The organism is Auritidibacter ignavus, assembly GCF_029853775.1.
Taxonomy (GTDB): Bacteria; Actinomycetota; Actinomycetes; order Actinomycetales; family Micrococcaceae; genus Auritidibacter; species Auritidibacter ignavus.
Genome location: NZ_CP122564.1, coordinates 1,188,735 through 1,212,628, shown reverse-complemented (window position 1 = coordinate 1,212,628; position 23,894 = coordinate 1,188,735). Strand labels below are relative to the sequence as shown.

Here is a 23,894-nt window from a genome sequence, read left to right as displayed (position 1 = left end):
AGCTGAGACAGCCCCTCGCCGAAGCGTTTCCGCGGACACCGCGGTGACTTGACGTCTTTTTACATACGAGCTAACCTGTATGCCAAGCTATGTACCTTTAGGATACGGAGGCATCGTGAGTAACTCCCCGCCGAATACCCTTCCGCCAGGTACACTTTCAAAGAGGGCGCTCGTCGTAGCCTCACTTGCACTCTTTGTCGATAACCTCGTCATCGGCTTGGCAGTCCCGGTACTTCCCTTACTGCCCCCAGTCGTCGAAGCGGGGTCCGCCATGACTGGGGTCTTGTTCGCCTCGTACGCCATCGCCCTTGTCTTGTCTGCGTTACTAAGTGGGCGCTTGGTCGATCGGGTAGGACCGAAAGCCCCTCTGCTCATTGGCATGGTCGGGCTCGCAGCAGCAACTCTCATGTTCGCGATCGGCGGGCCCTTTTGGCTACTTGTAGTGACCAGATTCGCCCAAGGCGTTGCCGGGGGAATGTCTTGGGTCGCGGGCTTGGCATTAATCGCTGCCACTACAAGCTTTGATAAGCGCGGAATGGCAATGGGTATTGCCATATCTACGATCACGCTCGGTGTCCTTATCGGGCCCCCACTTGCCGGATTCATGGTTGGAGAGTTTGGAACATCCTCCCCATTTATCTTCGCAGCCGGTGTAGCAGTTCTGGACGGTATTCTTCGCATCACGCTAGTTCGCAAAGTCCCACGTATTGCTGACGACACTGGCAGCCCCTTGACGGTACTCCGAGTACCGGGCTCTGCGTCCATAATTATCGCCATAGCCATAGGGGCGGCTGTGATAGCTGCCCTTGAGCCGGTTTTGCCCGTTCACTTAAATGAAAGTCCGCTGGCTATTGGGTTGCTGTTCGCTCTAGCCGCGCTTGTTGGAGTCATTGCCAATCCGGTCGTAGGATCAATGGTTTCACGCGTTTCGCCCCGCATTCTTATCGGTCTCGGCATCGCCTCAGTAGTGGTCTCACTGCTGCTCGTCGGATGGTCTACACATATCTGGCAGATCGCGATCGGGATGGGCTTGCTTGGTACCGCAGCAGCGTTCCTCCAGGCGCCAGCAACTGCCCTAATAAGTGTTCAAGGTTTCCGCTCTCAACCCCCAACATTAGGCGGATCATACTCTCTGTACACCCTGGCGTACGCGGTCGGACTTGCCGTAGGTCCTCTTCTTGCCGGATTCGCTGTTGAACAGCTCGGATTCCCCAACGCTATGACCTTGACCGCAGTCGTGCTTGCCATCGTTGGCGCCATGTCCCTGGGACGCCTGCCGGGGATGCCGACCGACGAAGCGTCAGTTGACCATGGCTCAACCCAGAGCCGGGCTTGACCCGCGTGGTCGATACCCATAGAGCTGCAGAGCGAGAGGTATCGGCCCGCACCGCGCTGCGCGACATCGAAGCATTTTCGACCGCAGTGGTGCCGGCGTATGCCGAGCGCAGCAGGCAGGGTAGGGCCACCCTCCTACAGGGGCCCACACAGACCTGACGAGGTACCACCTAGACTCAGATGACACCCTGACACTGTTGCCCGCAGGGACGGGGTGAGGCGGACCAGCCCTCAGCTTTCAGCAACGCCGCACAACGCTCCCTGTTCAACTAGAAATCGATCTGCTGTCCGCTGATAGGAGACTAAGCGCATCCCCTTGTCATCTTGACGAAGGTTCCGCGGGTCGGTGCTCACGGGGAGAAAGCTCGGCAACTACTACACTGCGGTTGTACGCGAGACCAAATTGCGCATCATGATGTTCCCTGAAAGGGGGGCGTCCGAGTTGCGAGGGTAACCTTGAGGGTCGTCCTGTCCGAACTCTGATTGCGCTCCCAAGGAGCCCATCAAGCCAGACCAAAGCCGTCTCCGGAGTGCGCCGCACCCTTCCCCTCCGTCATTACCTGCCAGCCGTCGCAATCTCAACCCACCTTCGAGCCATCGCTGATGTGAAGTTATGTGCGTCAGTCCACGGGGTTGTTCCCGGCCGCGCGAGCGCTGGTATCCCACAGGTCCATCTCGGCGGGGTGGAGTTGGTGTTGCCTGACGAAGGACCTCGAGGCGATCTTCCACAGCCCCTGCCCAACACCCAGAGTCGGCAGCAGACCCTGTTCGGTGCCGGTCAGGCCCAGGGCTCTCGCGATGGAGCCGAGCTGGTCGGCCTCCTGCCGATAGATCACCCGGGTCTCGGCATTGGCCAGCAGCGAGGCCGCGATCGAACGCATCGCCGAGCCCTGATCGCCGACGGCTTCCAGGTCCGAGATCCGGTGGAAGAGCATGAGGTTCGCGATCCCGTAGTGGCGGGCCAACCGCCAGTGCGAATCCATCCGGCGCAGCAGCGGGGGTGGCTCATCATCCGCCACGCCTCGTCATAGACGCACCACCGCTGGCCGCCGCGCGGGTCCAACAGGACCGCCTCCATCCAGGCCGAGGAGCAGGTCATGAGCACGCTCATCAGCGTGTTGTTCTCCGTCACCCGCGACAGGCCCAGGATGATCATCGGCAGCGTGGGGTCGAAGACCTCGGTCGAGGGACCATTGAAAAGTCCCGCGAGATCCCCGACGACGAGGCGGCGCAGGGCGTGGCCGGCGATCCTGCCGTCTTCGGCCAGCCTGCCGTCGGTGTCATCGGTCGGGTTGAGGATGTGCTCGACGACCATCGGCAAGATCGGCGTGTCGTTACCCCGCACCGTTGCGGCCAGGGCGGTGTCGATCGCGGTGTGCTCCAGCGGGGTCAGCGGCCGGGTCAGCACGGTCTCGGTCAGGGCCCCGATCTGGTCTCGGCGGCGGTAGGCTACCGTGGAGGACCACTCGGCATCGGTCATGCCGCTGGGCCGGTAGCCATCATCGAGGGGATTGAGCCGACTCGGCAGCCCATGGCCCAAGGCGATGGCACGTCCGCCGACGGCTTGCGCGACGCGGGTGTGCTCGCCCTTGGGATCACCGGGCACGTACACGCGCCGTCCGAACTGCAAGCTTCGGGTGTAGAGGCTCTTGGCCAGGGCCGACTTGCCCGAGCTGCCGATGCCGGCGACGACGACGTTCGGAGCGGTCATCACGCCGCGGGCGTAGAGCACCCACGGGCCATAGACAAAGCTGGCCCCCGAATAGAGGTCCTGGCCAATGAATACGCCTTCACTGCCCAAGCCCCCTACTGCCAAGAAAGGATAGGCCGCGGCCAGGCTGGCGGTGGTGTCCTGGTGCCTGGGCAACCGGAACCGGCCCGGAGTGCGCAGTGCTGCCGGTCCCGGCTCCCCGGCGGCCGGCAGGTACGCCCGGGCGCGGCGTTCGGCGCGGTCGGCCTCGGCGCGGGCCTTCGCTTCGGCCATGTGCTGACGGTTCTGCTTGGCCTGGATCGCGGTGGCCGCGGCACGGCGGGCCTTGCGGGAGGGGCGCCGTTCAGCGGCAGGGGCGACGAGCACGGAGGTGTGCAGGCGCTCGTCGTCGTCCCGGCTCATCGTCCCAGCCCTCGGCTGTCCTTGACCGCGGCGACACCGGGATGTTCGAACCACGAGCTGTCCCGCCGTGATGACTGCCTCGTCCCGGATGGTGTCGCAGGGCTCTGCCCGGTAGGTGCCTGGCGCGGGGCCGGCTTGATGACCGGGCGCGGGAAGCCCGGCACATGGCTGTGGTTCACCGCTGTGGGGGCGGCAGGGGTGTCGAGGGCGTCCTCGGGGTCGGGGGTGAAGGTCCGGTAGAGGCCGACGTGGCCGAGGTCGCGGTTGTAGACCATCATGTAGCCTTCACCGTTGGCGGTGTCGTCCAGGGCCCGTATCGGCGGGGTGGTCCAGGGCCCGTATCGGCGGGGTGGTGTAGACGTAGCCGTTGATCAGGGCGGCGTCGGTGGTCTCGGCACCGGCGTCGAAGGCCTGCAGGTGATCGATCGCGGCGTCTTCGCCTACGGCGTCGATGATCTCGATGACCTCATCGGCGTCCTGGCCTTGGAGGAAGACGACGTTGAGGTACTGCGACTCCGGTTCCGGGGGCGGCTGCCAGGCGATGAGGTGGGCGTGGGTGCTGGCCCAGTCCATGCGCGCATCGACGTCATCGACGAGGGTGGCGGCCTCGTCGATCGCGTCGGCGGTGGCGAAGGCGTGGGCCTCGCCGGTCTTGAAGTCTCCGGTGTCGGTGCTGGCCCGGTCGATGTAGTACACGTGGGTCCGGGCGAGGATTTCGAGGGTTTCGCGCAGGCGCCGGGTGGTGGCCAGCAGGTCACCGACGATGCCGGGCATGGTCTCGGGACGGGAGATGGCGTGGATGGAGTGGGCCAGGCCGCGGGTGGCCTCGACGGTCTCTGAGGCATCGCGGGCGGGGTCGGAGTAGGTCGGCATGATCAGCTCTCCTGTGTCGAAGGTGGGTACTCCCGCTACAGGGCGGGAGCGGAGATAGCACGCAGGTGCACGGGAGGGGTCAGACCCGTCGGCAGAGCGGCAGGGCCGCGGCGGTGAAGGCGCGGGCTTGCTGTCCGACCAGGCGGCGGTTCTCACAGGAGGCCCGGATCGCGGCTTGTTCGAGTGCGGCCAGGTCTCGGTCGAGGTCATCGAGGGTTTCGGCCGAGACGGAGATCAGGCCCGTGTAGCGCACGACGCCGTGGCCGGCCGTCAGATCGGCCTCTTGCTGGAGCACGTCCTGGAATTCGGCGCTGTGCCCGGCGTCTTCGATCTGCCCGATCCGGGCTCGCTGGGTCCGGTCGGAGATGTACTCGACCTTCTTCTTGCGGATATCGCGGGCTGCCTGATCGGTGCGCAGCGGGGTGCAGATCAACGAGAACGCCCGCTGGATACCCGTCGAGAGCAGCACGGGTGAGAGGAACCCGGGGTGGACCATCGCCCGGGGCCACTCGCTGATCCACAGCACCGCGTGGAACGCGGAGTCGGTGCGCAGGTGCCCCCACCGTTCGGTCACAGCGACCGAGCCGGCGGTGGCCAGGTCCTGACCGATCTCGCCGTGGCGTTCCAGGGTCGCAGCGATGGCCGGGTCGTAGGCCGAGCGCAGGATCACTGCGATCTGTCCGGTGCTCAGCCAGTCGGTGAAGGACAGGTCGGCTGCCCGTAACGCTGAGGCGAGGGTGGACATGTCCTGGCGGAGGATGTTCGCCGCTCCGCGCAGCCCACCGCCGGCGGTGCGGATCTGGCGGGCGGCGTGCTTCATGTCCAGGCTCAGACTCAGCGTGGTCGCGTGTCGCTCCCCGGCAGGGCCTGCCCGGTCGATGAGCTCGGCGTAGGTCGTCGCTGCCCACGATCCGTCATCGGTGCCGTGAGCGGCCCACCATTCGGCCAGGCCCTGTCCGGAGTCGGGCAGGGTACGTTCGAGGACTTGGAGCTGACTGATCCGGCCTGACCGGCAGATCGTGGCCAGCACGCGACCCCAGGATTCGACGCGGCGGTTCTGCTCGACCGGGTCCAGCAGCACGAACGCCGGATGGGACAGCTCGATCATCACCGTCAGGGTCGCCGCGGTGGGGTCGTGGATCATGCCGGCCCCGGTCTCGGGATCGGAGTATTCCCGCAGCCGGGCGGCATCACCGGGCAGTGCCAAGGTGCCTGCCGGGCGGGGCATGACGATCCGACGCCGGTAGATCAACTGGCCCATGCTGGCCCGCCACACCCACCAGCCGGCGATCGGCACCCACTCCACCGCGGGGCGGCCACTGATGGGGATCCAAGTCATCGCCGCACCGAGTACCCAGATCGGCGATGTGAGCAGGAACAGCGCCCCGCCGCCGCCGTAGAAAGAGCCGACCAGGCTCACCCCGGCGATGCCGAGGGTGACCAGCTGGGAAGCCGAGAGCCCGAGCAGGATGCCCCGGCGGGTCAGACGACTGAACTTCGCCGGGACCAGGGCGGTCCCGGACTCCGTGGAGGTTTCCGTGGACATGGGGGACTACTCCTTCCCACTCGTCGGGCCCGAGGGCTTCGGACCCTGCCGATTCGGGCCCTGCTTGGGCGCGGACGGTTTCGGTGAGGACGTGTCCGGCGGCGACTTCGGCACCGGCGAGGACGCCGGGGCGGCGTTCGGGGCCGGGATATCGACCGGGGCCGGTGTCGAGGTCGTGGTGTCCTGGGAGGGCTTCTCGGCGCCCTCGGTCGCCGTCTCTGCCTGCCCGGCCAGGGCTTGGCCCGCTTCGGGGCCGGCGGTGGCGGCCTTCTTCGCGACCGCGGCACCAGCCACGACCGCAGCGGCCGGCCCGGCCGCAGCTGCACCGGCACCCGCGCCCGCACCTGCTCCAGCTCCTGCGCCACCTGCTCCTGCGCTTCCGGCCGAACCAGCGCCCGCCGACCCGGCACTTGCACTGGAGGCACCGGAACCACCGGTGCTGCCGCCGGGACCAGGGGTAGCGGCCTGGCTCGAGCTGTTGCCGGACTTCTTCCCACCGCCTCCGCTGTCGCCGCCTTTGTCGGACTTTCCGTCGAGGACCTTGTTCGGGCTGTTGCCCTGCGGCTTGCCCGGTGTCGGCACCGGCCGGTTCAGCGCCGATTTCGCTTCCTGCTCGGAGCCCATCGAGTTGTAGAGGTCGAAGCCGATGAAAGACAGGAATCTGGCTCTTCGTAATTGAGGGTGTGGATCAGTGATTCCAGGACACGGCGTGGCGCTGCCCGGATAGACGTCGAGGTCTTCCGATGATGGAAGTTCTTACACAGTCCATCCGAAAGACCTCGACGTGTCCAAGCTTACTTTCTCATCTCCTGATCTCACGACGTTCTGCCGGCTCGACTCCCTTGACCTCACGTGCATTGGCCAGCACATCACCGGGCACAAAGCCATTCTGGAATGCCAGCCCAACACTGCCGATGACTGGTGCCGACGGTGTGGCGGACACGGGATCGTCCGCGACACCGTCGTCCGCCGCCTCGCCCACGAACCCTTCGGCCACCGGCCACCACGCTTCACATTCGCCTCCGCCGGTACAAATGCGTCGAATGCGGCCGCGTATGGCGTCAGAACACCACTGCTGCGGCGCCACCACGAGCGAAGATCTCGCGAACCGGCCTCGACTGGGCGCTGCGTGCCCTCGTCATCGACCACGACACCGTGTCCGTGATCGCAGGCAAACTCGCCGTATCCTGGCACACCGCGAACTCCGCGATCCTCGCGCAGGGACATCGACTGCTGATCGACGACCCGACCCGGTTCGACGGGGTCAGCGTCATTGGTGTCGACGAACACGTCTGGCGGCACACCAGGCGCGGTGACAAGTACGTCACCGTCATCATCGACCTTACTCCCATCAGCCAGAAAGCAGGCCCGGCACGCCTGCTCGACATGGTGCCCGGACGATCGAAACAGGTGTTCAAGCAATGGTTGAAAGCCCGACCGAAAGACTGGCGTGATGGCATCGACGTCGTCGCGATGGACGGATTCTCCGGCTTCAAAACAGCCTCCGTTGAGGAACTGCCCGAGGCTGTCGAAGTCATGGACCCGTTCCACGTCGTCAAACTCGCCGGTGATGCCCTCGACGAGGTACGCCGCCGCATTCAGCAGGAAACCACCGGGCATCGCGGACGAGCAACAGACCCGTTGTATCGAGCGCGCAGGACTCTGCACACCGGTGCTGATCTGCTCACGGCCAAACAGCAGGAGCGGATCGTAGACCTCTTCGCCGACGCCAACTTCACCGCCGTCGAAGTCACCTGGGCCGTCTATCAAGACATTGTGCGCGCTTACCGAACCAACGACGGCAACGAGGGCAAGAAGCTCTTACAAACAGTCATCGACGATCTGACGACGAATCTGCCGACAGGACTGGCCGAACTCAAACGGTTAGGACAGACTCTGAAGCGTCGAGCTGCTGATATCCTGGCGTTCTTCACCCGACCGGGAACGTCGAACGGGCCTACCGAAGCGATCAATGGCAGGCTCGAACACCTACGGGGCTCAGCACTCGGCTTCCGCAACCTCACGCACTACATCGCGAGATGTCTGCTCGAGTCCGGCGGCTTCAGACCAGTTCTACACTCTCAATTACGATGAGCCCGAAATACCCTAACCTTCTGCTTTATTCCACCCTGCTGGCCTTCTCGGCCCATGTCCAAAGACGTCTATCAGCACCAATGGCTCCAGCTGAGACCGTTGATATCTTCTGGCCAGCAATTGTGAAGGTAGCTAAGAACCCAGCTGAAGTAGGATTACCATGGAAAGGGGTAAGATGACATCCTTTGATCCACAAAATCATGCTAAACCCCCTGTTGCACTCAATTTGCAACGTGGGCAGTTGCTTATTGTCGGAACGGGCGCAATCTCAGTTACCTTCTTGCCCAGTTGGGTTAATGTCCTACGAACATGGTATCCACAGATGTCAATCCGGGTTGTGCTCACGCACTCTGCTACTGCGTTGGTCTCCACGCGCGCTATCGCCGCAATTTCCGGTCATTCGGTAGCTGTTCAGGACGGAGGCGCCTCGTCGCCAGCGGTCATGCATCGCGCCTTGTCCGCTTGGGCCGATCTCGTTCTAGTATATCCTGCTACTTCCAACTTCTTAAGCAAGCTGGCGCACTCGATGACAGACAGCATGGCACTGATGACATGTGCCGTGTCGCCGTCACCAGTTGTCTTGGTGCCCTCTGTACCCGAAAAGATCTGGAAGGCACCCTCGATGGTTCGGAACATCTCGCTCCTCAAGGAGTCTGGGTATTGGGTACATGAACCATCAGCAGCGGTTACCGCCGCTACTCGTACCGGCGAGTTTGGTGGCCCGGCCGATATTTCCAGTGTGGTGCGATTAATGAGCAAGACCTTGGAAACTGACCCAAATACTCAGAAGGAATCCTAATGAACAAGCCACTGCACTCACCTTTTCGGGAGATCGTTGCGTATGTCCCGGGGGTCGTAAGATCTAGCCTCTATAAGGGCTACTTCGCCCGCTTTTATGCAGAGTACACTTCTCTCATTGATTCTGATATTCAGTGGTATCGTAAAGCGATCGGCAGGAAGCAGAAGTTACGTGTTCTCGATCTTTTTAGCGGTACAGGTCGTATTGCGGAGGGTCTTGCTGAAGACGGGCATGAGTGCACCGCAGTTGAGGTATCTCCCGATATGACAGCAGGAAAGAACACGAGTGGCGCGCGGGTCAGAAGAATTCTCGGTGACGTTTTCGATTTTCCTGGTTCGGCCGAATACGATTCTGTTGTAACCGGTCAGATGTCCGTGGCTATGTTTCTGAACGACTCGGAACGGTTTCACTTGTTTCACCACATATGGAGTCATCTGAAGCAAGGCGGTCGTTTAGTTTTTGATATGCCATTGCCTCCTGAGGCTGATTCGGAAGACGTTATAGGGCTACCGCTTTTGAGTGGTGAACGGGGATACGTCTTGTCTGGGGTATTTCGCGATGTGGAAAATGCTGTTCAAACCACTTACTTTCTGGCCGAGGTCGATGCCGCGGATGCACCAACCTCACGAATTCTAGCAAGTCACCAACTGGCGCTACTGAACGAAGCCACTATTCGAGTCGAGCTGGAGAGTGCTGGATTCTATGTCGAGCAATTCGAGATATCCAATCCAGCCCCTCTGCAACCGGGCCTTTCTGCGCCCGTTGCACAGATCAGTGCTGTTAAGCGTTCGGTCGATAGTTTCCCGGCTAGTTGAAAGGCCAACACAATGATTGATCACGTAATTTCTAATGGTCAGCTCACGGCCAGCTTCTATGACGAAGTTACCGCACCTGATAGCTTTCCCGACGAGGCGGCCGAATGGTTGCTTAGCACCATTGGACCAGAGCGAACAAGTATTCTCGACCTTGGGGTAGGCGCGGGTCGGGTTCTCTCTAGAATTGCCCGTTCCTTGCAGCGGGACGAGGTATTGACTCGGTATCGACTTCATGGAGTGGATATTTCTCCGGAGATGATCGCTCAAGCTCGGTCCAAACCGGAACTTGCTGGTGTTACGTTCACAATCGACGATGTCAGGTCGGTATGCTTGAGCGAACAGTACTCTGCAGTTATATGCCTTGGGAACACCCTGGGCATGTCTCTGGAGGACAACGCACTCACGGAAATCTTCAAGACGGCAGCCAGGCACCTCGACTCAGCCGGACTTTTCATTGTCGATTTTCAGAACCCTGTGGCGTTGGATTCACTATTTACTGAGGCGTCAGTTGTGTCGAGCTTTGAACAGAATGATTCGAACGAAGCCTCGGGCATTGTCCAGTTCTTCAGTCGTCCCACCGAGAGATTGTTCAGGATTAACCAGCACTGGATAGTTAAAGATGAGGTTACCTCCTTTGTCGAAGAAATATCCCTTTACCCTGCTGAGCAAGTTCGGGAGGTTGCAGAATCGTGCGGATTCAATCTAGTAGACGCTTATGGCGACTATTTGGGATCGCCGTTGATTGAGACTGCCTCATTTATGAATGTCCTGGTGTTTCGATACGAACCTTCAACCATTTAATGAGTGTTGGAATATGTCCCTGAGCACGAGCGAGATTGCGAAATTATCTGGAGTCACGCGTCGAACAATTCGTCATTATCATGACATAGGCCTGTTGCAGGAGCCGAGGCGGAGACCTAACGGGTACAGGGAGTACTCAACTTCGGATTTGGTGGCGCTTTTGCGTATTCGTCGGCTTTCTACTCTTGGATTTTCCCTATCAAATGTTGCTGATATGATGCGGGGCGAACAGGGTTCGGAAGAACGGCTCATCGATAGCCTTGATTTTGAGCTGGAGTCCCAGATTTCACAGTTGCAAGCGATTCGGGAGGAAATTCGCCTTGCGCGCACGCGCGGCGTCCCTGCGGATGTTAGCCCAGATGCTTTTATGGCAGCTCAAGGTGTGGATGGGCCAAATCGACTTAGACTTGGCGTACTTCTCGGCGCGCTTTTCCCATCGGAACAACTAGAGATTTTCGCGCATTTTGTTGCCTCTCCGCCTAGTGACTATTCTGAGATAAACCAGGAGTTCGCTTTAATTGATGCCAGCACAAGTGAGGAACGTTTGCGGGAGTTCATTAATCGACTTACAGACTCTCTCGCCGAAGCTAGGGCAACGGCAACTTGCCATACCGAGAGTAACGGAAAAGATGCTTTTACGGTGGATTCGTTGTCTTCAAGGCTTCTGGTCGATGTCTTTTTCGAGGGCCTGAACGCTACGCAACGAGGAGTTCTAGAGAAGGTGCTGTCAAGGCTGTCCAGTGAGCAATGAGCCGCTTGGCAGGAAAGCGTGTATGCCTGGGTGGGCGTACTAGCTCTCAGCTCCCCGGGGCTCTCTTCCCTCGGTCATTCGGTAGCGCCTTTCTTGGTCTTCAGTATCCGCGAACAGACACAAATTCCACCCTAGAGGCTCGAGCGCAGTGCCCGTTGTGCTGGCTTCCGGTCTGGTTGAGGGGACGAGCTCGACTGGGGCTGAGAACACAGTCGCGAGTGCGCGATCTGGGCGATCCGCCGTTCGGCTGCCTGTTGCGGGGAGGCCACGGTGTCCGGATCACCGAGGGGCGCGGACTCGTGGATGTCATAGCGCCGGCGGTACAACGCGATGCGCACTGCGAGGCCACGCCACCGCTGGCGCTCACGGGACCTCGGTCCAGGTTTCCCGAGCTTGGCCACCCAGGCGGCCCCGCACTCTATCGCCTCATCCAGCGAAGCCGCGGCTGCGGTAGTGATCAGATCTTCCCGCTCCTGCAGGGCGACTCGCATGTCATCATCCAGGGGGCCGGTCGGGCGCGGGATCAGCCCCGCCACCCGCCCGGGTGTGCTCGTCTTGCGACGTGGCAGTTGCGTGGTGACCGCGTCGATCATAGAGGCCAACCACGCCGCGGGGTCCTTCTCCTCGGTCCACGACTGCAAGCGCGGAGCGAGACGAGCAAGGATCCGGGTCGGTGCGTGCCCGGCGGCCTCGTGGCGGATCACCGCAGCCTCGAGCTGTTCGTAGTGCGGGCTCGTGAACACCTCGTCCGCGATCCCTTCCGGGAACGGGGCGACATCGAGGTAGCTGGCCACGCGCTCGACCTGTGCCTCTCGGGCCAGCACGTCGTACTCCGCTAGCAGGGTGTCCAGGGAGGCGTGCCGGTCGAGTTCCTGCTTCAAGGTCTCGGTGGCCGAGAGGTCCGCGTCGCTGCGGGCCAGCACGCGGTGCAGCTGCCCGATTCGGGTCAGCGGCTCCGGGGGCTCCAGGTGGGTCTCGACATCGTGCGGGTCCGGTTGGATCACATGGGCGCTGTTGTTCTGCTTGCCGGGGGTCATCGCGACGTAGAACAGCTCCCGGGACGCGGTCTCCGGATCGACCAGGGCGTGCACGGTATCCACGCTGGCCCCCTGGGCCCGGTGGACGGTGGTGGCCTAGCCGAGTTCGACGTCCTCGGCAACGTACTCCGCCGGCAGGATCAGCTCAGCCCCGGCAGGGTGGTCTCCGGGTCCGAGGCGGCGCACGGCCAGCGCCCAGTTCTCGAGCCGTCGGGTGACGGCCCGGCGGTCGCCGTTCTTCACCCAGGACCGGCCGAGACTCAGTTGTCGGTCGTTGCGCCTGGTCACCACCAGGTCCCCTACCCCGGCAGTGGTGCCGTCATGCAGTCCGGTCCCGTCGCGCTCGACGTGCCCGGCGATGATGAGGTCTTTGCGGGCGCGGGTGTTCAGCTCGGCGACCATCTCGACGTTGCCCGCGATCATCAGCGTCGCCAGCCCTTCGTCGCGGTCATGTTGCCAGGCGTTGTAGGCGGCATCGAGCATCCGCTCGATGCTCCCATCAGTGAGCCGGCCGTGGTTCTCGTAGTCTTCAAGCACGGCGGTCTTGCCGCGGCGCAGGCCGAGGCTGGCCGTTTTCTCCCACTCGTGGACGAACCGGCGCGCATCGGTCAGCGTCGGCGGGGCAGCACGGTGGCGCACCAGCATCCCGAACGCCCCGCCGGTTTCCACGGAACTGAGCTGGGCCGGATCGCCGACGAGCACCAGCTTCGCCCCGGCCTGCCTCGCGTGCTCGGCGATCCGATCCAACGTGAGCCTTCCGGCGAGGCTGGCCTCATCGAGCAGGATCAGCTGTCCGGGCTGGAAGTCCCAGCGGCCTCTCTCGTGTTCGTAGAGGAATTTGGCGGTGTTCTCGGCGCGGACGCCCAGCGATTCGCCGAGAACTTCGGCCGCCGCCGCCGAGGGTGCCAAACCGATCACGGAGTCCTGCCCGTGGCGGGCGGTCCAGGCACGGTGCAGGCCGCGCAGCGCGGTGGTCTTCCCCGCACCGGCCGGGCCGACCAGCAGGTCCAGGCCCCGCCCAGAACGAGCGATGCGGGTGACGGCGGCGGCCTGATCCTCGGCCAGCCTCACGCCCTGGATCTTCCGGGAGACGTGCCGGGCCACCATCCGAGATGGCAGTCGCGGCGCGGATGTGTCCTCGGAGTGCTCCAGGAGGCGGTGTTCGGCGTCGAGAATTTCCTGGCTGGAATAGGCGACCTGATCGCCAGTCTGGAAACGGTTCCCGCTCTGATCGACCTAGTGCCCCGGCACCGCACGGTCATACTCGGGCGTCAGGCGCAGCGACTGCGCTTCAGCAACAGCCACGATCTGATCCAGCACTGCGATGCGTTCGGCCGGGGTGGTGAAGCGGGTGGACATGAGCTGGCGCATGGCTTCGGCGTGCAAGTTCCACCGCGTCCAGGTCGAGCGCCGATCCGCGACCGTCATCACCACGACCGATGCCAGGTCCTCGACCTGTTGCGCGCCGAGGTCTTCGGCACGCAACCGAGGTGCTTCCGGTGCGCGGGCGAACACGTCTTGTGCCCAGGTGGTTGCATCGGTGCCCAGCAGCTGGGTTGCACGCTCCCGCCAGTCCGCGGTGAGCTCAGCCAACGAATGCAACTCCTTCTCGGGCCGGGCCTCCAAGGTGGCTTGCTGGCGCAACCGAGCGATCGTGTCCGGGCTGGGTGCGTGCCCGTGGGCGTCCCGGTAGTCACGGATGAGCCGGTTCTTCGCCTGCTCGATACCCTCCACACCGACGCTGCCGGTGGTGCGGCGGGAGAACTCCGCGATCAACTCAGGCGGGATGCTGGTGATCTCCCAGCCGGTGTTCCGGTCCTTACCTCGGTCGACGGGTGCCCAGGTCAGGCCGAGCAGGTCGGCGGTGTGGTCGATGAGGTAGGCGTTGTAGTTGGCCGACAGCGCGACGGTGGCCTTGTGCAGCCGCCGCGAATCCAGGCTCCGCCACTTCCCGTCCTCGCCTTGGACCTTGTTCGAGACGACCAGGTGCGTGTGCAGCTGCGGGTCGGCGGCTCTCGAGTCGTAGTGGTCGAAGGCGGTGGCGATGATCCCGGTGATCGGCATCCTCGCGATCCCGCCCTTGCCGACCCGGGTCGAGGCCACCCGCCCTTCGAGCAAGGCGACGGTATCGCGCATCGCGGCGTGATGGGCTTGTGCCAGCAGTTCTTGCGTCGGCGCGTCCGCAACACCCCAGAGGCTGCTCAGGGACTTCGGTGGCGAGAAGGTCAGGTCGAAACCTGCAATCGCTGCACGAGGCTTGCGTGCAATCTCTTCGTCGCGGATGTCCTGGATCGCGACCTCACGTTGCGCAGCCGGCATGTCCGGGCTGAGCTTGGCAACCCGGTCAGCAATCCGCTCATGCGGTGGGCGCAGGGTCGGGTAGGCGTGGCCGAGTTTCGCGCCGGTCACCGGGTGCACGCCGTGCTGAACTAGCCCCCGAAAGTTGGACTGGTTTAATTCTAGGCGGTTAAAGGCTCAAGGGTCTGGTTTCGATATTGCATCGGGGTCAGGCCCTTGATGGAGTGCCCTAGGTTTTTAGGTCCAGGTGACTTGAGTGTTGTCCATTGATGCCCCGCCTGTGGGTGGGGAGAATGGATGAATGGTGAAGAAGTTCAGCAAGCATACTCCCGAGCAGATTGTTCGTAAGCTCGATGAGGCGCGGGAGTTGAAGGAATCGGGATCAACGACAGCTCAGATCCTGACCGCGTTGGGGATTAGCGAAGCCACGTTGAACAGGTGGCAGGCTACCTATGGGTCGATGACGAAGAGCGAGGCGAAAGAGCTCCAGCGATTGCGCGAGGAAAACACGCGCTTGAAGCGTCTCCTTGGTCAGGCAGAGCTGGAGAAGGCTGCGTGGAAAGAATTATCGCAGGGAAACTTCTAAGCCCAGCTCGCCGCCATGATGCCGTCTGGCATCTGGTCGGGCTGGGCTACTCCCAAAGATATGCCTGCCAGATTGTTGGGCTCTCCCGTAGCGCTTACCGGCGCGCTAGGACCCGTGAAAGCAAACCTGATAAGTACGCAGACCTGCGCGAGTGGATGCACGAGTTCGCGCGTGATCACCGCCGGTGGGGACACCGGCGTGCCTGGAGGAACGCCTTGGCTGAGGGGTATGGGATATGCCGGGAAACTTTCCGCAGGATGTGGCGTGAAGAGGGTCTGCGCGTGTTGCCTCGCAAGAAGCGTAAACGCCTCAATGGACACGTCCAGCGCGATGTTCGGTCCGGCCAGTACCCGAACGAGGTGTGGGCACTGGACTTCCAGTTCGATTCAACATGGCACGGCAAGACAATCAAGATCTGCAACATTATTGATGAATACACCCGCGAACACCTCGCCTTCGCGGTCGATAAAAAGATTGATGCGGGCTCGGTGATCGAACTCCTTGACGTGGCTTGTCTGGAGCACAGAGGACGCCCTAGGGTGATCCGGATGGATAACGGGCCTGAGTTCATCGCCCACGCCCTCGAGGCTTGGGCGGCCGAGGATGAGACGATCCAAGCGTTCATCCCGCCAGGCCAGCCCTGGCATAACGGGTTCGTTGAGTCGTTCCATAACCGGATGCGAGACGAACTCTTGGAAGATAACAGTATCGAAAATCTCGACCATGCCCGCCTACTCGTGGCCCAATGGTCACGGCGCTACAATGACTTCCATCCGCACTCATCACTGGGCTACCTCAGCCCGCGGCAGTATGCGGAACAATGGAGACAAGAAAACACGGTCAACGCTTAAACCAAGTGGACCTAATTCTTAGGCCACCCCCTTGAGTCGTTGTTGGATGCGTTCGGTGTTGTACCACTGGATGTACTCGTCGATTGCCTGGTTGAACTCTGTGACGGTGTCGAAGACTTCTCCGTGGTACATCTCGGTTTTCAAGTGCCCGAAGAAATTCTCCATGACCGCGTTGTCGTAACAGTTGGCTTTACGCGACATCGACTGAGCGCCACCGTTGTCATGAATTAGGTTGCGCCAGGACGAATGCTGGTACTGGAAACCTTGATCGGTGTGCATCATCCACCCAGGTTCAGGCGCACACGTTTTAATCATCTGAGTTAAAGAATCGGCGGTAAACGCTGTCGACGGCGATGTAGCCACTGTGTGGGCAACGATTGAACGGTCGAACAGATCCATCACCGGTGACAGGTAGACCTTGCGGCCTGCGACCCTGAACTCGGTGACGTCGCTGACAAAGACGGTGTTTGGCTTAGTTGGGGTGAACTTGCGGTCAAGTGTGTTTTCAGCAATGTGGCTGAACGTCCCGCTGTAGGAAACATATGGCCTACGCTGGCGGACCTTGGCTCGATTGAGCGCAAACTGGAGAAACTCAACACCGAACTCACTGAGCTAGAAGAAAAAATGGCCGCTCACGACCAGACAGATTTCGAAGGGCTTGCGGACCTGACTGTCCAAGCTTCCGGGCTCCGCGAAGAGATTGATACCAAGGAATCCCGTTGGCTGGAGTTGCTCGACGCGGTAGAGAGCTAACTAGCTTTTAAGTTCCGTCCGGCTGGGTTGGTGGGCTGGGAAAGATCCGTTGGGCCAAATCTACGACTGCATGCAGGGCGGGGTTGTTATCGTGACGTCGCCAGATCATTCGCACCTCCAGCGGAGGTTGGGAGATGTCCTGAATTCTGGCGAAGCTCACGTTTTCGTGGGGCACATTGGTAGCTATGGAATCCAGGGTGATACCACACCCCATCCCCACGGCCACGAGGACCACCAAGGTCCAGGAATCAGGTGCGGTCTGTGTGACGCGAGGAACGAATCCGGCGGTATTGGCCAGAGCATTGAAGCGGTTGGGTAGGGCGGCCCCAAACCCGGAAGGCAGAGAAATCCAATTCTCGTGAGCGAGTTCTCTGAGATTGACCGCGGGGCGACCAGCCAAGCGGTGGGACGCTGGTAAGGCCACAATGACTTCTTCAAGCCCCATCAGGTGGGAACTTATTTCTGCCGGGAGGAAATCCCATCGCCCGATGGCCAGATCGACGCTGTGGTCCATCACTGATTGCAACGCCTGGTGAGAGAACTGAGCTGAGTTGTACTCTAGGCGTAACCCAGCGCGTTCTGTTCGCAAGGCTTTGGCTAACCGTGCAACCTGGGTATTGACCGATGCACCGGCAAATCCAATCCGCACGTAACCGGCCGCTCCACTTATGGTGTCCTTTACCGTTTGACGAGCTTGATTCGAGGCGGCAATGAGATGCTGAGCGGGCTCCAATAAGGCTTCACCGGCTGGAGTCAGAGACACCGTCCGTGTGGTGCGCTCAAAAAGAGTTGCACCGAGTTCACGTTCTAGCTGCTGAATCGCCCGCGAGAGAGGCGGCTGGGCCATGCGGAGGGATTTCGCAGCACGACCAAAGTGCAGTTCCCGGGCGACCGCCAGGAATTCTTTGGCCTGCTGGACTTCCATCATGTTCCCCCGCGAGATATTAGTACGGTCTGCGTATCAATATTTCCTTATCTAATATACGGGGGGAACGAGCTACACAGCGGGAACGGTGTGCTCCGGACGAAGCCCACCGGAGAGTAAATCCATCGTCCAGGTAACATAGTGTGGTGCCTGGGCAGGCAGATGGTGTCCGGTTGGGGCAACGATGACTCGCACATTCGGCGGCAGCGATGCCTGTTGCAAATTGTTCAGGTACTCCGCACGGTCGGCAGCGCCGGTGATGACCGTGGTGGGGACGGTGATCTGTTCCAGGTGGTGAATCCCTTTGCCTCGAAAAATCACCCGCCGCAGTGCGCCTTCCCGCGCTCGAGTGCTGTGACGTCCCCAGACATGGAAACCCAGTAAATGAGCCGCGCCCCAGCCGACGGAGCGGAAGCGCGAGGTCATCAGGAATTTATACAGCTTGTTGGTCTGTTCGATGCTGGCCTTGGCCTCATGGGAGTCTCGGAAAAGTGGCGCATTGAACATGACGAGTTCGGAAACGAGGCTGGGGTACTTGCGAGCTAACTTGAGAGCAATCAGGCCACCAAGGGAGTGTCCCACCAGAACGACAGGCTGGCCACCACTGATCGACAGCAACGCATTTTTCACGTGCTCAACGTGCTCGTTGTAATCGTAGCTTGCAGCTGGAACACGAGCTGCGCGTCCAAAGCCCAACAGATCAACAGTCGCCACACGGTAGCCGGCAGCGGTTAGTCGTCTGCGCGCCGGATTCCAGTACTTCGCGGAGGTGAGTAAACCGTGCAAGAGCACCACGGGGTGAGACTCTCCGGGGTACTGATGAATGAACTCATCAACTGTGGCAGTCATGGCAACTCTTCTTCGTTCTCGAGGGTTGGGCTATGCAAGATCCTTACAAAATGGACAGTCGGTTTTCGGACCGGTGTACATACTGTAACACCACGGTTTGAAGAAATTTACCTCATGTTTGCTTTTGGGGTGGTGTTTTCAGGCACACTGAACGTATGGATGACAGCACCTCTCTAGGACAGGGCAGAGGCGTCATCGTCGATGGTCACGGCACCGCCCGAAGCCCGTGGGCGATGAGTAGCCAGCTGATGCAGGATTACTACGACAACGAATGGGGTGTCCCCATCACGGATGAAGCTGGGCTTTTTGAGCGGATCAGCTTAGAAGTCTTCCAAACCGGCCTATCTTGGCGCACCATTTTGACTAAACGCCCCGCCTTTCGCAAAGCCTTCTGCCAGTTCGACCCCGATGAGGTCGCGACCTTCGACGAGGATACGGTGGAGAGTTTGGTACGCCTTGATGGGATTATTCGGCACCGGGGGAAAATTCGGGCAACCATTGCCAACGCTGTGGCGACGCGTGCGCTGCGCGATAAAGGCGGGCTGGTGCAGTTGGTGTGGTCGTTTCATCCAGAGACGACGCCCATGCCACGCACCAGCGATGAGGTGCCCACACAGTCAGCTGAATCGGTAGCGCTGGCTCGCGCGCTGAAGAAATCCGGTTTCCGGTTTGTGGGGCCCACCAATATGTTCGCGATGATGGAGGCTATTGGGATGGTCGATACCCATCTGCTGGGTTCGTTCCGGCGCGGGGTCTCCGGTCTTTTTGATTCCCAAGGGAACCGGATGAAAAGGCCATGGGACGAAACCGGGTGACCTGGGGCAGGGATAGTGCTAAGACTCTCGGGTGGCCTCAATCCAGCTGAGGTATTCCTCGGTGACATCGCCGGTGGTGTAGTGGCCCGTAAAGCACGACAGCTCCAAATTGGTGACGTGAGATCCAGTAGTGACGGCCTCCACCATGGCATCCACTTCTTGGTAGACCAGCCGGTCAGCCCCAATGACTTGGGCTACTTCGTCTTCGGTGCGGTTTGCCGCAACCAATTCGCCTCGGGTGGGCATATTGATACCGTACACGTTGGCGTAGCGGATCGCCGGCGCCGCCGACGCGAAGATCACTTTGCGTGCCCCGGCATCCCGGGCCATCTGGACAATCTGTTTGGAGGTGGTTCCGCGCACGATGGAGTCATCGACCAGCAGTACCGATTTGCCCTGAAATTCTTCGGGTAGCGCATTGAGTTTCTGACGCACTGACTTCTTTCGAACCTTCTGGCCAGGCATGATGAAGGTACGACCCACATAGCGGTTCTTATAGAAACCTTCGCGGTAAGGCAGGTTAAGGGAACGGGCCAGTTCCATGGCGGTGGGACGCCCGGAATCTGGGATAGGCATCACCACATCAATATCGCCCAGATCCAAAGTGGCGCGAACCTTGGCGGCTAGGGTCTCGCCCATGCGCAACCGTGCTTGATAGACCGAGATCCCGTCCAGGGTCGAGTCCGGACGTGCTAAGTACACGTACTCGAAGGCATCCGGAACCAGACGTGGGTTCTCTGCGCACTGCCGGGTGAAGAGCTTTCCACTATCGGAAATGAAAATGGCCTCACCTGGAGCGACGTCTCGGACCAACTCATATCCACCGGAGGCCAAAACCAGAGACTCGGAGGCCACCACCCATTCGGGGTCCCCGTTGTCATCAAACCGACGGCCCAAGACCAGTGGGCGAATGCCGAAGGGGTCACGGAATGCCAGCAAGCCATAACCGGCTATCAAGGCAATCGCTGCATAGGTGCCGTTGACACGCTGATGGACGGTGGAGACAGCTTGGAACAGGTCATCTTCAGTGGGCTCTTTACCAACCAGCGAGTTTTGCAGAGCGTTAGCCAGAACATTCAGCAAAATTTCGGTGTCCGAGGAGGAGTTCAGATGCCGGCGGTCAACGTGGAAGAGCTCTTTGGTTAGTTCGCGTGTGTTGGTGATATTACCGTTGTGCACCAGGGTAATGCCGTACGGGGCATTGACGTAAAAAGGTTGCACCTCATCTTCATTGCTGGCCGAACCACTGGTGGCGTAGCGGACATGCCCCAACCCCACATTGCCCAGCAAAGTACGCATATCCCGGGTCCGGAAGGATTCGCGCACATGCCCGCGGTGTTTGACGGTGTGGAAAGTGGAGTGTTCATCGTAGGTTGAGATACCGGTGGAGTCTTGACCGCGATGTTGCAACAGCAACAATGAGTCATAGATACTCTGGTTAACCGGGCTGGTCGAAACGAGACCGACAATTCCACACACGACGGTGAGCTCCCTCTACATGGGTATACGGCAGATGACCGAACCATTAAATCACTATTCGGTACCGACGGTGTACTTGAAGACAGCGGGACTACCAGCACCAGCCGATGCACAGACAGCACAGCAGACAGAACGTGTCGCCCCGATGATTCACAACCACCACAAGGACCACCCGGCAGACCTGGCGGTCCGAACTGCCCAGCACCCCGATGCTCTTCCGGCGTTGCGGATGCGGAACCTAGCCAATCGCAAGGTAAAGGTATATGCCGGGTTGGGCGACGAGCGGTTCTTCACCCGGCTGGAAGAACGACTAGACCAGGACGTGGCCTGGTCTCAGCGTGGCTTGGCTGCCGAGGCCGATCTGGTCATTGCAGAGACCGGGCCCAAAGATTTTTCCGAGACCTCTGGGATTATAGCAGTGGCGGGAGCTACTCCGGTGTTACCTGAGGATGCCGAGACCGGGGTGGGGATTCAGATGGGTATGCTTTAGGTTCACCCCGTCTGGGAACAGCGTGAACGGCCGGACCAAGACACCGACAGCCCCCGGTTCAGGGTGCGATCCACCTTATGAGAAACGGTCTTAGCCGGACGTCCAGCGTTGGTGTGGGTCCTCGCTGAAGATCAGGACACCCGAGATGTCTATGCCCGCCACGGTTTTACAGCCGATGGACAAAGCGAAAAACTCACCGGCGACTGGAAGGGGCTGACCGAGAGGCGGATGATCCGGAGCCAGTCGGTGACCGGGGGAGCTTTGATAACCTAAAGGTTATGTCGGTCACCGATCTTACGGCCTCTACACAGAACTACCTCAAAGCCATCTGGACGTTGCAGGAATACTCTGAAGATCCCGTGACGGCCAAAGTTCTCGCGGAAAAAATCGGGGTGCGGTTATCCTCCGCATCGGATGCGGTCCGGAAGTTGGCTGACCAACAACTCGTGATCCACCAGCCCTATGGTTCAGTGGAACTCACAGCCGAAGGAACGGGCTATGCCATCGACATGGTGCGTCGCCACCGGCTGATCGAGGCCTTTCTGGTCGAAACACTGGGATACCGATGGGATGAGGTTCACGAAGAAGCCGACGCGCTCGAGCACGCGGTCTCGGACATGATGATCGATCGCATTGACCAACACCTCGGATTCCCGACCCGTGATCCGCACGGTGATCCCATCCCGCGCAGGGATGGCAGTATTGACGCCCCCGAGCTCGACTGCTTGTCCGTGTTACACATAGGAGACCGGGCCCGTATTGAGCGCATCTCAGATGCGGATCCGGCGATGCTACAGTTTTTCGCCCGCCAGGGACTACACCCCGGAGTGGAACTCACGATTGTGCCGTCGGCGCCTTATTCGGGCTCGATGGCCGTCTCAGTCGGCGAGGCATCTACCGAGCCGGTCTGGCTGGGAGTTGACGCCACGAATAGCATTTGGGTGTACCGTTTGTCCTCGCCTGAAACGTCCTGATTCCGACTCACGGCCGGAAGTATGGCACAATGTTTGGGGTGTTCGTGATCCGCCATGGTGTAACGGCAGCACGCCAGCCTTTGAAGCTGCGCGGTCTAGGTTCGAATCCTAGTGGCGGAACTGGAGAGCGATTTTAGCCTTCATCTCACTCTGTGCCGATGACCAAAGGAAGTGACCAGGTGACTCAGCCTCCCGCTCCAGTAGCCGTGATCGTTCTGGCGGCCGGCCAGGGCACTCGAATGAAATCTTCTACTCCGAAAATCCTGCATCAAATCGGCGGGCGCTCACTCGTTGGCCACGCGCTTCACGCAGCTCAGAGCCTCAACCCTGAACATCTCGTGGCGGTAGTGCGTCACGAACGCGATCGTGTGGTGGCACACCTGCAAGAACTCGTGCCCGAGGTTGTTATCGCCGACCAGGACGAGATTCCGGGCACCGGTCGGGCCGTGGAACAAGGGCTCCAGGCGCTACCGGCCGACACAACCGGAACCGTGGTAGTCACCTACGGTGACGTCCCGCTGCTGACCCCGCAAACCCTGAGCACGCTGGTGGCCTGTCACCATGACCAGGGTAACGCCGTGACCGTGCTGACCGCAGAGGTCTCCGACCCCACCGGATACGGTCGTATCGTCCGCGATGACCAGGGCCTTGTGGAGCGCATCGTCGAGCACAAGGACGCGCTACGTCATGCCGAGGAAACCGGCGATGACTCGCTGGTGAACATCCTCGAGATCAACTCTGGGATCTATGCTTTCGACGCTCAAGTGCTGGCTCGTACGCTGGCCGAGGTCTCCACCGATAACGCTCAGGGTGAGAAGTACTTGACGGATGTGCTTAGCCTGGCCCGCGCCGAGGGCGGCCGGGTCGCCAGTTGGGTCACCACCGATGTGTGGGAGGTTGAAGGCGCGAACGACCGTCGTCAGCTGGCAGCCTTGGGCGCCGAACTGAATCGTCGGATCACTGATTTTTGGATGCGTCAGGGCGTGACCATCGTTGACCCGGCCACCACCTGGATTGACATCGAGGTTGAGCTGGCCGCCGACGTCACCATTAAGCCGGGAACCCAGCTCCACGGCTCTACTCGGATTGCTCCCGGCGCCACCATTGGCCCAGACACCACGCTGACCGATGTCCATGTCGGTCAGCACGCGACCGTCAAGCGTACCGATGGGACCGAGGCAATGATTGCTGCGGGAGCTAAAGTGGGACCATTCACCTATCTGCGCCCCGGTACCGTCCTGGGAGAAAACGGCAAAATCGGTGCCTTTTATGAAACCAAGAATGTCACCGTAGGCGCTGGGTCTAAACTCTCCCACCTGGGGTATGCCGGCGACGCCGAGATTGGAGAGAACACCAATATTGGATGTGGCAATATCACCGCAAACTATGACGGGGTCAATAAGCATCGCACCGTGATCGGTTCCGAGGTGCGCACTGGATCTAATACCGTCTTTACTGCTCCGGTAGAAATCGGCGATGGCGCCTACACGGGTGCGGGCGCTGTGGTACGAGACAATGTGCCCGCTGGGGCCCTGGCCATCAACCAGGTTTCTCAGCGCACCATTGAGAATTGGACCATCACCAAGCGTCCCGGTACGGCTGCCGCTCGAGCCGCAGAAGCCGCTGGAGAAGCATCTGAACACACCGATGGCGACCGGTCCGCGAACTAGTCACTAGCATCTCGCTGTGATGACGAGCCACAACACAACT

The 23,894-nt window shown here is 60.8% G+C and carries 19 protein-coding genes, 1 tRNA gene and 4 pseudogenes; 14 read left to right on the top strand and 10 right to left on the bottom strand.

The features are described 5' to 3' along the window. Nucleotides 1-79: 79 nt before the first annotated feature. A complete protein-coding gene (locus tag QDX22_RS05480) occupies nt 80-1,336 on the top strand; it encodes an MFS transporter (protein ID WP_279718125.1) in 1,257 nt (418 codons plus the stop codon). Between the two features lie 619 nt (nt 1,337-1,955). Here QDX22_RS05480 and QDX22_RS05475 read toward each other — a convergent pair. From QDX22_RS05475 to QDX22_RS05465, 3 genes and pseudogenes are all read right to left on the bottom strand, one after another. Further along, a pseudogene (locus tag QDX22_RS05475) lies at nt 1,956-3,448 on the bottom strand (ATP-binding protein). A gap of 285 nt (nt 3,449-3,733) precedes the next feature. Beyond that, on the bottom strand, nt 3,734-4,321 hold the full coding sequence (locus QDX22_RS05470; protein ID WP_279673024.1) for a hypothetical protein: 588 nt from the start codon (nt 4,319-4,321) through the stop codon (nt 3,734-3,736). A gap of 79 nt (nt 4,322-4,400) precedes the next feature. Further along, nucleotides 4,401-5,867: a PrgI family protein gene (locus tag QDX22_RS05465; RefSeq protein WP_279718124.1), complete on the bottom strand. Its 1,467-nt coding sequence runs from the start codon at nt 5,865-5,867 to the stop codon at nt 4,401-4,403. 784 nt (nt 5,868-6,651) lie between these two features. On the opposite strand from QDX22_RS05465, the pseudogene QDX22_RS05460 reads away from it, so the two are divergent. The 5 genes and pseudogenes from QDX22_RS05460 to QDX22_RS05440 all read left to right on the top strand — a co-directional run bounded on the left by QDX22_RS05460 (nt 6,652) and on the right by QDX22_RS05440 (nt 11,127). Beyond that, a pseudogene (locus QDX22_RS05460) lies at nt 6,652-7,961 on the top strand (ISL3 family transposase). A gap of 160 nt (nt 7,962-8,121) precedes the next feature. Beyond that, complete coding sequence (locus QDX22_RS05455) at nt 8,122-8,760, top strand: flavoprotein (RefSeq protein WP_110123192.1); 639 nt, start codon at nt 8,122-8,124, stop codon at nt 8,758-8,760. Further along, the gene (locus QDX22_RS05450) at nt 8,760-9,575 is read left to right on the top strand and encodes a class I SAM-dependent methyltransferase (protein WP_110101396.1); all 816 of its coding nucleotides are present in this window, start codon (nt 8,760-8,762) and stop codon (nt 9,573-9,575) included. Before QDX22_RS05455 ends, QDX22_RS05450 begins: the two co-directional genes overlap by 1 nt. Nucleotides 9,576-9,587: 12 nt before the next feature. Further along, a complete protein-coding gene (locus QDX22_RS05445; protein WP_279718123.1) occupies nt 9,588-10,376 on the top strand; it encodes a class I SAM-dependent DNA methyltransferase in 789 nt (262 codons plus the stop codon). Continuing rightward, complete coding sequence (locus QDX22_RS05440) at nt 10,339-11,127, top strand: helix-turn-helix domain-containing protein (RefSeq protein WP_341849189.1); 789 nt, start codon at nt 10,339-10,341, stop codon at nt 11,125-11,127. The genes QDX22_RS05445 and QDX22_RS05440 overlap by 38 nt, the downstream gene beginning before the upstream one ends. A 131-nt stretch (nt 11,128-11,258) precedes the next feature. On the opposite strand, the gene QDX22_RS05435 is transcribed toward QDX22_RS05440, so the two are convergent. From QDX22_RS05435 to mobF, 3 genes and pseudogenes are all read right to left on the bottom strand, one after another. Then, the gene (locus QDX22_RS05435; RefSeq protein ID WP_279718121.1) at nt 11,259-12,227 is read right to left on the bottom strand and encodes a hypothetical protein; all 969 of its coding nucleotides are present in this window, start codon (nt 12,225-12,227) and stop codon (nt 11,259-11,261) included. 33 nt (nt 12,228-12,260) lie between these two features. Further along, nucleotides 12,261-13,235: an AAA family ATPase gene (locus QDX22_RS05430; RefSeq protein WP_244924693.1), complete on the bottom strand. Its 975-nt coding sequence runs from the start codon at nt 13,233-13,235 to the stop codon at nt 12,261-12,263. 165 nt (nt 13,236-13,400) lie between these two features. Further along, nucleotides 13,401-14,609: pseudogene (gene mobF / locus QDX22_RS05425) on the bottom strand (MobF family relaxase); the annotation flags it as partial. A 154-nt stretch (nt 14,610-14,763) separates the two neighbouring features. Here mobF and QDX22_RS05420 point away from each other — a divergent pair. Both QDX22_RS05420 and QDX22_RS05415 read left to right on the top strand, forming a co-directional pair. Then, entirely contained in the window at nt 14,764-15,048 is a 285-nt protein-coding gene (locus tag QDX22_RS05420; RefSeq protein WP_110111033.1) for a transposase, read from the top strand. Next, nucleotides 15,018-15,899 (top strand): IS3 family transposase, encoded by an 882-nt coding sequence (locus tag QDX22_RS05415; protein WP_158278494.1) that lies wholly within the window; start codon nt 15,018-15,020, stop codon nt 15,897-15,899. The genes QDX22_RS05420 and QDX22_RS05415 overlap by 31 nt, the downstream gene beginning before the upstream one ends. Nucleotides 15,900-15,917: 18 nt before the next feature. Here the strand turns inward: QDX22_RS05415 and QDX22_RS05410 are convergent. Next, nucleotides 15,918-16,469: pseudogene (locus tag QDX22_RS05410) on the bottom strand (IS3 family transposase); the annotation flags it as partial. Between QDX22_RS05410 and QDX22_RS05405 the strand changes: the two are divergent. Continuing rightward, the gene (locus tag QDX22_RS05405) at nt 16,413-16,652 is read left to right on the top strand and encodes an ABC transporter C-terminal domain-containing protein (RefSeq protein ID WP_122549500.1); all 240 of its coding nucleotides are present in this window, start codon (nt 16,413-16,415) and stop codon (nt 16,650-16,652) included. The pseudogene QDX22_RS05410 and the gene QDX22_RS05405 sit on opposite strands and share 57 nt — an antisense overlap. Before the next feature lie 7 nt (nt 16,653-16,659). On the opposite strand, the gene QDX22_RS05400 is transcribed toward QDX22_RS05405, so the two are convergent. Next, nucleotides 16,660-17,580 (bottom strand): LysR family transcriptional regulator, encoded by a 921-nt coding sequence (locus tag QDX22_RS05400; RefSeq protein WP_243857622.1) that lies wholly within the window; start codon nt 17,578-17,580, stop codon nt 16,660-16,662. A gap of 69 nt (nt 17,581-17,649) precedes the next feature. Continuing rightward, a complete protein-coding gene (locus QDX22_RS05395) occupies nt 17,650-18,426 on the bottom strand; it encodes an alpha/beta fold hydrolase (RefSeq protein WP_122549502.1) in 777 nt (258 codons plus the stop codon). Between the two features lie 155 nt (nt 18,427-18,581). Between QDX22_RS05395 and QDX22_RS05390 the strand changes: the two genes are divergently transcribed. Beyond that, nucleotides 18,582-19,241: a DNA-3-methyladenine glycosylase I gene (locus tag QDX22_RS05390; protein WP_122549503.1), complete on the top strand. Its 660-nt coding sequence runs from the start codon at nt 18,582-18,584 to the stop codon at nt 19,239-19,241. Nucleotides 19,242-19,259: 18 nt separating this feature from the next. Here the strand turns inward: QDX22_RS05390 and purF are convergent, their stop codons facing one another. Then, nucleotides 19,260-20,720 carry an amidophosphoribosyltransferase gene (gene purF, locus QDX22_RS05385; RefSeq protein ID WP_279718120.1) on the bottom strand — a complete coding sequence of 487 codons (1,461 nt, stop codon included), beginning with the start codon at nt 20,718-20,720 and terminating at the stop codon, nt 19,260-19,262. Nucleotides 20,721-20,754: 34 nt separating this feature from the next. Here purF and QDX22_RS05380 point away from each other — a divergent pair, with 34 nt between their 5' ends. The 4 genes from QDX22_RS05380 to glmU all read left to right on the top strand — a co-directional run bounded on the left by QDX22_RS05380 (nt 20,755) and on the right by glmU (nt 23,854). Further along, nucleotides 20,755-21,210 carry a hypothetical protein gene (locus tag QDX22_RS05380; RefSeq protein WP_279718119.1) on the top strand — a complete coding sequence of 152 codons (456 nt, stop codon included), beginning with the start codon at nt 20,755-20,757 and terminating at the stop codon, nt 21,208-21,210. A gap of 278 nt (nt 21,211-21,488) precedes the next feature. Continuing rightward, entirely contained in the window at nt 21,489-22,184 is a 696-nt protein-coding gene (locus tag QDX22_RS05375; RefSeq protein ID WP_110098811.1) for a metal-dependent transcriptional regulator, read from the top strand. Between the two features lie 48 nt (nt 22,185-22,232). After that, nucleotides 22,233-22,304: transfer RNA gene (locus QDX22_RS05370), tRNA-Gln, on the top strand. A 59-nt stretch (nt 22,305-22,363) separates the two neighbouring features. Further along, entirely contained in the window at nt 22,364-23,854 is a 1,491-nt protein-coding gene (glmU, locus tag QDX22_RS05365) for a bifunctional UDP-N-acetylglucosamine diphosphorylase/glucosamine-1-phosphate N-acetyltransferase GlmU (RefSeq protein WP_199446218.1), read from the top strand. The last annotated feature ends 40 nt before the right edge of the window (nt 23,855-23,894 follow it).

Bases quoted from the DNA above. Each gene is read 5' to 3' on its own strand.
- QDX22_RS05480 (WP_279718125.1), top strand. From the start codon at position 80: ATGCCAAGCTATGTACCTTTAGGATACGGAGGCATCGTGAGTAACTCC.
- QDX22_RS05470 (WP_279673024.1), bottom strand. From the start codon at position 4,321: ATGCCGACCTACTCCGACCCCGCCCGCGATGCCTCAGAGACCGTCGAG.
- QDX22_RS05465 (WP_279718124.1), bottom strand. From the start codon at position 5,867: ATGTCCACGGAAACCTCCACGGAGTCCGGGACCGCCCTGGTCCCGGCG.
- QDX22_RS05455 (WP_110123192.1), top strand. From the start codon at position 8,122: ATGGAAAGGGGTAAGATGACATCCTTTGATCCACAAAATCATGCTAAA.
- QDX22_RS05450 (WP_110101396.1), top strand. From the start codon at position 8,760: ATGAACAAGCCACTGCACTCACCTTTTCGGGAGATCGTTGCGTATGTC.
- QDX22_RS05445 (WP_279718123.1), top strand. From the start codon at position 9,588: ATGATTGATCACGTAATTTCTAATGGTCAGCTCACGGCCAGCTTCTAT.
- QDX22_RS05440 (WP_341849189.1), top strand. From the start codon at position 10,339: ATGTCCTGGTGTTTCGATACGAACCTTCAACCATTTAATGAGTGTTGG.
- QDX22_RS05420 (WP_110111033.1), top strand. From the start codon at position 14,764: ATGGTGAAGAAGTTCAGCAAGCATACTCCCGAGCAGATTGTTCGTAAG.
- QDX22_RS05400 (WP_243857622.1), bottom strand. From the start codon at position 17,580: ATGATGGAAGTCCAGCAGGCCAAAGAATTCCTGGCGGTCGCCCGGGAA.
- QDX22_RS05395 (WP_122549502.1), bottom strand. From the start codon at position 18,426: ATGACTGCCACAGTTGATGAGTTCATTCATCAGTACCCCGGAGAGTCT.
- QDX22_RS05390 (WP_122549503.1), top strand. From the start codon at position 18,582: ATGGATGACAGCACCTCTCTAGGACAGGGCAGAGGCGTCATCGTCGAT.
- QDX22_RS05380 (WP_279718119.1), top strand. From the start codon at position 20,755: ATGACCGAACCATTAAATCACTATTCGGTACCGACGGTGTACTTGAAG.
- QDX22_RS05375 (WP_110098811.1), top strand. From the start codon at position 21,489: ATGTCGGTCACCGATCTTACGGCCTCTACACAGAACTACCTCAAAGCC.